This is a genomic window from Trichococcus sp. (genome assembly GCF_049589555.1).
Lineage (GTDB): Bacteria > Bacillota > Bacilli > Lactobacillales > Aerococcaceae > Trichococcus.
Genome location: NZ_JBAWAZ010000177.1, coordinates 1 through 6,824 on the forward strand (window position 1 = coordinate 1; position 6,824 = coordinate 6,824).

Below are 6,824 nucleotides of genomic sequence, written 5' to 3' on the forward strand. Positions count from 1 at the left end.
ACTTCGGACAATAATAGGGCAAGGACATGGATTTTGAACATCCAAGTCCTTGCCCTATTGTCTATGATGCTGGATTTTCCGAGGGGATACCCATCAATATTTTACCTTTCTGAACTGTTCTGGAGAATACCCGACATGCTTTTTGAAAACTTTACAGAAATAACTCGAGTCCCGGAACCCGCAAGAGTCTGCAATCTGGTGGATTTTCTTTTCTGGGAATTGCAACAATTCCACTCTGGCGTGGATAATTCTTACATTCGTCAGAAAGTGATTGATTGTTTGGTTCATATTTTTTTTGAAGACCCCACAAATATGTTCCTTTGTCATTCCGCAGGATGAAGCGATATCATCAAGGTTGATAGGCTGGTGATAATTCTCTTCGATAAACGAAATGATACTGTTAACGGTTCTGTTTGTTCCAAATTGATTTTCTCCAATAATCAACCTTACTGCATTGGCCAAATTTAATAGAAGTTTATAACAATAGGTCGAAAGTTCAATTTTAAAATTCGCACTAGTCTTATAAGTGTTTATCATTTCAAGAACAGAGGTTGAAAAAATCTGCGTATCAGATAAGTGGTAAGCGCCTGATTGTGTCATGTCCAGACTTGTTAAGAGTTCAAGACAAATATCGCCATTAAACCCTACAAAATCAAGCAGCCATTCATCGGATAGTGCATGGTACTCGTGGGCAGTGTTTGGATAAATCAGGAATCCTTGACCCTCATTGATGATCATTTTTTTCTCATCAATGATTACTTCTCCTTGGCCTTTTTCACAAAAAAACCATTGGAAATGGGAGACGCCTTCTATCCGGTTAATGGTTTCTTGATTATGTTTGAATCCTAGGGTCAATACCATCATCGGAATGTTCGTGGAACGATAATCCAGATTATTTATTGTGATTATCATGTGTTATCCCTCCTCATCTTAATATTTTACTATGATTATAAATATATTAAGATGGACGCTGATTGTCAATAGGCACTATACTAAGCGTAGATAGAAAAGGAGGAATATCAATGACAAAAATACCTGAAATCAGAAACGAAAAGGGATTTCCAACACTTTACGTAAAGGGAGAACCATTTTTTTCATTAGCCGGTGAACTTCATAATTCGAGTACCAGCGATCTAAAATACATGGAGGAAAACGTGTGGCCGAATTTGAAACCGCTTAATATGAATTCTGTAATTGCGCCAATCTATTGGGAGTTGATAGAACCTGTAGAAGGAGAATTTGATTTTACTTTGTTGGATGGACTGATCAGCCAAGCTAGGGAGCAAAAGATGCATCTCATCTTGATCTGGTTTGGGCTTTGGAAAAATGCGGAGAGCATGTATACGCCCAAGTGGATGAAGCAGGACTCCAGCAAATACAGCAGAGTGCAAACAGCTAAAGGAGAAAAGCTGCATTCCATTTCGCCTTTATGCGAACTGGCTGTCGAGAAAGATGCCTATGCTTTTTCCAAAGTGATGAAGCATATTAAGGAAATAGACCAAGAACATTCAACTGTTATCATGGTTCAGGTCGAAAATGAAATCGGTTTATTAGGGACAGACAGAGACTATAGTCCCCTAGCAAATGACCTCATCAGCAAAGAGATCCCCCAAGATTTGGCGGATAAGCTAAACTTAGTCGGCACATGGGACGAGGCTTTCGGAAAAGATGCTAATGAGAGCTTTATGGCCTATCACTACGCAAGAGCGGTTGAAAAAATTACCTCAGCTGGAAAATACGAATATCCAATTCCATATTTCACAAACGCTTGGCTAAAACAGTATCCATGGTATCCTGGTTCGTATCCTAGCGGCGGCCCTGTAAAAGAAGTTCATAAAATTTGGAAAGCCATTGCACCCTCTTTATTTACTTTGGCCCCAGACATCTACGTTCCTTACGTGCCACAAGTATTGGATGAGTATGCGTATGAAGGAAATCCGCTGTTGGTTCCGGAAGTCAGAAAAGATGCAGTTACTTCTTCCTACTGTTTGTATGCGTTTACGAAGCATAATGCGATTGGTTATTCTCCATTTGGGATTGAAGAATTGGTGCTCCCTCCAGAAAGTATCAATAAGCCTCCAATGGATGTGATGCTGGCTCTAAATATAGATCCATCCGCTTTTGATATCGAAGGCAGTAAGAACTATTTGGCCAAAACATATTCAATAATCGAAAACATAAAACCACTCTTGATGGAGTATCGAGGAACGGGTAGAGTGCATAGTTATGTTAAAAAGCACGAAACCGATTTTGGGGCTTTCATTAACCTGACTAATTATGATCTAGTTGTTTCTTATGCACCAAGAATGGACAAGAAGCCTGTTGCTTCAGGGGCGATTTTTGAACTTGAAGAAAATAAATTCTTACTTGTAGGAATGATGAGCAAGCTTAGCTTCCGGGCTAAGCCAGGTGAAAATTATAAAGTAGAAGTCATCAAATTTGAAGAAGGCGATTTAAAAGATGGGAAATTTATAGCCGGTAGAGTTCTGAACGGTGATGAAAAAATGTCGGTTAGTTTTGATGCAATGCCAAGTTGCTACCTCATTGAATTGTTTAAATATTAAGGTAGCATTCGAATTGAACTAGAATTGATTATGCGTCAGTCCTTTTTAGTGGTCTTGGATGAGTATTCTGACAAACCACTATAAAGGACTTTTTGATATTGTCCTAAAATCCAGTTTGATATTTTAAGTGCAGCACTGTTTTTATGCTGTATTCTCTTGTGAGGAGCTGCCTGAATAGCATATAGTAATACCTGAAAGAGGTGATCATTTGAAACTCATCAATCCATGGGAAAACATCAAGATTGAAAAAATCGGAAACAAGGAAGTCATCCAAAATTTTGATGATGATATCCATCTGCTGTATGTGTTGGTCGGGGAACTGTCGGTAGAATCCGAAGGCAGTTATTTGACTTTGCAAAAGGACGATTTTTTCATTCTGCATAAATCCAAATCGTATACATGCCATACAGGCGATTCAAAAGTTTTTCAGTTGTCGTTGCAGTATTTTTATTCCGAAGAGGATGAGTCCGACCCGTACAGTTACTATTTCACCGGTGATTCAGTCAAAAATACGCACAGCTCGGATATGCAAGTAACCTATTTGTTGAACCAATTGGTGGAACTGTACATTTTTAAGGAACAGAAACGGATATCGGAAATCTTTGAGGTGTACTTCAACCTCATCAATACGTTGGAAAAGAAGTATTTTGTGAAAGTGCAGCTTGAGTCGGACAGGAGTATCAAGCAAAAAGTCGAGGAAGTCAAATTTTACATCGATAATAACTTTGATAAAGAGATCCGCTTATCTGATTTGGCGGGAAAATTGTTCGTATCGGAACAGTACCTTTCCAAATTGTTCTCGAACGAAATCGGCTTATCCTTGAGCGAGTATCTGATCAGAAAACGTCTGGAAAAAGTGCGGAAAGATTTGTTCGAAACAGAAAAATCCGTTACCAACATTGCATTTTCAGCCGGATTTTCCAACATAAATTCCTTCAACCGGCTGTTCAAAAAATATCAAGGATTGACTCCCAGCGAGTACCGCAGAGAATCGAAAAAGGGCATCGAAATCCAATCGTCACCTTTTGCGATACCGAATGAAGAATTGACGGATCTGCAGAAGTACTTTGTGGAAGAGGAGGAAGGCAATAGTGCCGACAAGCTGAAAATCGATGTTTCAGAGTCGGAAGATTTCGATTACGACAAATATCTGATCAATCTCGGTTACGCCGGTGACCTGCTCCACACGTCGTTCGCCCAACAAATCCGATATACGCAAGAGCAGAATGCTTTTCGCTACGGCCGGATTTGGGGCTTGTTCAACAATGTTTTGTTTGAACAAGTTGGCGATGAATTCGACTTCACAAAAGTTGATGAAATTTTGCAGACGGTTCTCGATGCCGGGATGATTCCGTTTTTGGAACTCGGATTCAAAGGCAAACTGATACATGAAACCCACACAAAAATCATTAAGAAAGAACCGTTTGAGCTGAAGACCAACAGAATGGACGGGATTTTGCTCAGGTTCACAACCTTTCTCAACCATTGCATCGATAAGTACGGCGATGAGGAAGTCTCAAAATGGATCATCGAAATATGGAAACCGAACGCATTGGTCCTTAAGAACACGGATCAGGAACAGCTATCCCTGATCGAGATGGGCGACGGACAGGTGGATATTTCGCAGTATCCGCACTATATCCGTTACTTCAGTAAAATCAGCGAATCGATCAAGCGTATCGTACCGGGAATGCAAGTAGGCGGCTGCGGATTGAGTTTGGACATCGAGCGGGGAGACATGCGGAATTTTCTGCGCAAATGGAAACAGGAAAAAGTCAAACCGGACTTCATCAGCATCGGCATCTATCCGATCGATGAAATCAAACATGGCTATGTTGTAGAGAAGCGTGCGAATCCGATTTCCCATGATGAAGATTATATGCTGAATAAAATCAAGGACATCCGCACCTTACTGGATGAATTGGATTTGGGTACGAAGTTGTACGTGACGGAGTTCAACGTGACCATCCTGAACAGGGAAATCGTCAATGATACGGCCTTCAAAGGCGCCTATATCCTGAAGAATATCCTTTCGATCCTTTCCTATTGCGATCTGATCGGGTATTGGCAATTGTCGGATTTGACGGTGACCAGTTTCGATACAGCCAAAAAAGAAATCTTTGGCGGAGCCGGTATCCTATCCAAAAACGGAGTCCCCAAAATCGGTTACTATGCTTTCAAATTTCTGAAGAAATTGGGTCCGAAAAGAATCTTCGCTTCCGAAAATCTGATCGTGACCAGAAAAGAAAAGCAATATCAGTTGCTGTGCTACCACTACAGCCATTTGAATGCGACCTATTACTACGACACCATCGGAGGATTCCACAAAAACAATGCCTACGCCATTTTTGACAATGAACAGCCGATCGATTGGACAATTGAACTGAATGGCTTTGAAGCAGCCGGTAAATACCGGATCACCAAGTACAGCATCGGGAAGAACAACGGCAATTTTTTGGAAGAAGTCAATGCGATCAGCCAAATCGATCATTTTGATAAAGAAATGATCCAATACCTGAAGCAAAAATGCGTTCCGAAGATCGAAATACTGACACAAATCATCAGCGATGATAAATTAGTACTGGAAATCCATCTGTCCCCGTATGATATTTGCTTGTTTGACATCCAAAAAGTATCAGATTAGTTAAGAATGTGCCACACAAATTTACACAACAATAAAAGGTAGCGTTTTCTCGTCATGGAAGTACCATGAATTTAAACGCTATCAAAGTAGAGGAAACTTCCGTCCCGGTATAAACTATGTATGTAATCGATTACAAGCGGTCTTATAATTTACGATCAGGAGGAAGACAAATGGAAAAACAGGTGGATATGAATTTTGAGGTAGCTAGTCAAAAAGTGAAAATTCAAGAAAAAACAAGTAAAAAGATAGCTGTTTTTTACAGCTTCGGTGAAGTTGGAAGTCAATTGAGTTGGTATATGATCAATACCTATCTGATGATTTTTTACACTGATATTATTGGGCTTTCTGCTGCTGCGATTTCAATGATCATGCTTGTTGCGCGTATCTGGGATGCTGCGAACGATCCGATGATGGGCATCATAGCTGATAGAACACATACTAGATGGGGTAAATTCAGGCCATATCTCATTTTTGCTCCACCATTCCTAGCTATATTTAATATTCTTACGTTTACTGTATTCCCTGTAGAAGGTGTAACGAAAGTAATTCTTTGCTTAGTTTTATATATTGGAGCAGGAATGTCTTATACTGCACTTTCGGTTGGGTATGCCAGTTTAGTAAACCGAATTGCAAAAGACTCACAAGTTCGAATGAATTATACGTCAGCAAGAGCAGTTGGTGGCAGTATCATTCAAATGATTTTATCCATGGCAGTAATGCCAGCCATCTTATTTTTCAGTAACAGTGATGTTGCTAATTCTCGAGGCTACTTTTGGGTCACTGTTATTTGTTCCCTGATTATGATTCCAGCTTTTTGGCTAACAGCATATCATTGTAAGGAAACAGCAAGAACGGATTCAAGGAAGAGAGAGAAACAAAAAATTTCTGTTACGACATCTTTGAAAGCGCTATTTAAAAACAAAATGCTGTTGATCACAGTTTGGAGTGTTTTCTTGGGGGCAATGTCCGTTATTGGAAGAATGACCTTACTTGCATACTATGTAATTTATGTAGTCGGATCTTTTACAATGATTGCACCAATTTTTACAAGTATGACTGTTTTTCAATTGATAGGTAGTATGTTGTTGCCAGTGGCTACAAAGAAATTTGGTAAGAGAAATTGGTTGCTGATACTAAGTCTGATCAGTATTATATCTATATTCGTTCTTTTTCTTTTCCCATCCGGTAACACCGCCTTCTTGCTGACGACTGCTGCATTTATTGGACTTGCGAACTCAGCTGGCAGTGTTTCCACAGGAATGTTATCTGATTGTGTGGAATATGGAGATTGGAAATATAGAGTGCGAGATGAAGGATTGACATTCTCGTTCTTAGGATTTGGTGTAAAACTTGCATCAGCGATAGCCGGAGCCGGGGGAGTGCTGATGCTTTCAGCAACCGGTTATGTACCAGGAGCAGTACAGTCACAAGCCTCTATCACAGGAATAAATGTGGTAGTAAACTTAGTCCCTGCGATTTTAATGGTACTCAGCATTCTTCCCTTGTATTGGTACAAACTTGATAAAAAACAAATGGATCAAATCGCAGTCGAATTGGAAATCCGAGAACTAGAAGAAGATTAATGAATTGAGGCAAGGCATTTTGTAAGGAAATCT

At 39.9% G+C, this 6,824-nt stretch carries 4 protein-coding genes; 3 read left to right on the plus strand and 1 reads right to left on the minus strand.

Annotated features, from left to right (window positions below):
• Nucleotides 1-93 precede the first annotated feature (93 nt).
• Entirely contained in the window at nt 94-912 is an 819-nt protein-coding gene (locus WBV27_RS07030; protein ID WP_424200657.1) for an AraC family transcriptional regulator, read from the minus strand.
• A gap of 110 nt (nt 913-1,022) precedes the next feature.
• Here WBV27_RS07030 and WBV27_RS07035 point away from each other — a divergent pair, with 110 nt between their 5' ends.
• From WBV27_RS07035 to WBV27_RS07045, 3 genes are all read left to right on the plus strand, one after another.
• Nucleotides 1,023-2,564, plus strand: a complete 1,542-nt coding sequence (locus WBV27_RS07035) for a DUF5597 domain-containing protein (protein ID WP_424200659.1) — start codon at nt 1,023-1,025, stop codon at nt 2,562-2,564.
• A 208-nt stretch (nt 2,565-2,772) separates the two neighbouring features.
• Nucleotides 2,773-5,208 carry a GH39 family glycosyl hydrolase gene (locus WBV27_RS07040; RefSeq protein WP_424200661.1) on the plus strand — a complete coding sequence of 812 codons (2,436 nt, stop codon included), beginning with the start codon at nt 2,773-2,775 and terminating at the stop codon, nt 5,206-5,208.
• Nucleotides 5,209-5,378: 170 nt separating this feature from the next.
• Complete coding sequence (locus WBV27_RS07045) at nt 5,379-6,791, plus strand: MFS transporter (RefSeq protein WP_424200663.1); 1,413 nt, start codon at nt 5,379-5,381, stop codon at nt 6,789-6,791.
• The last annotated feature ends 33 nt before the right edge of the window (nt 6,792-6,824 follow it).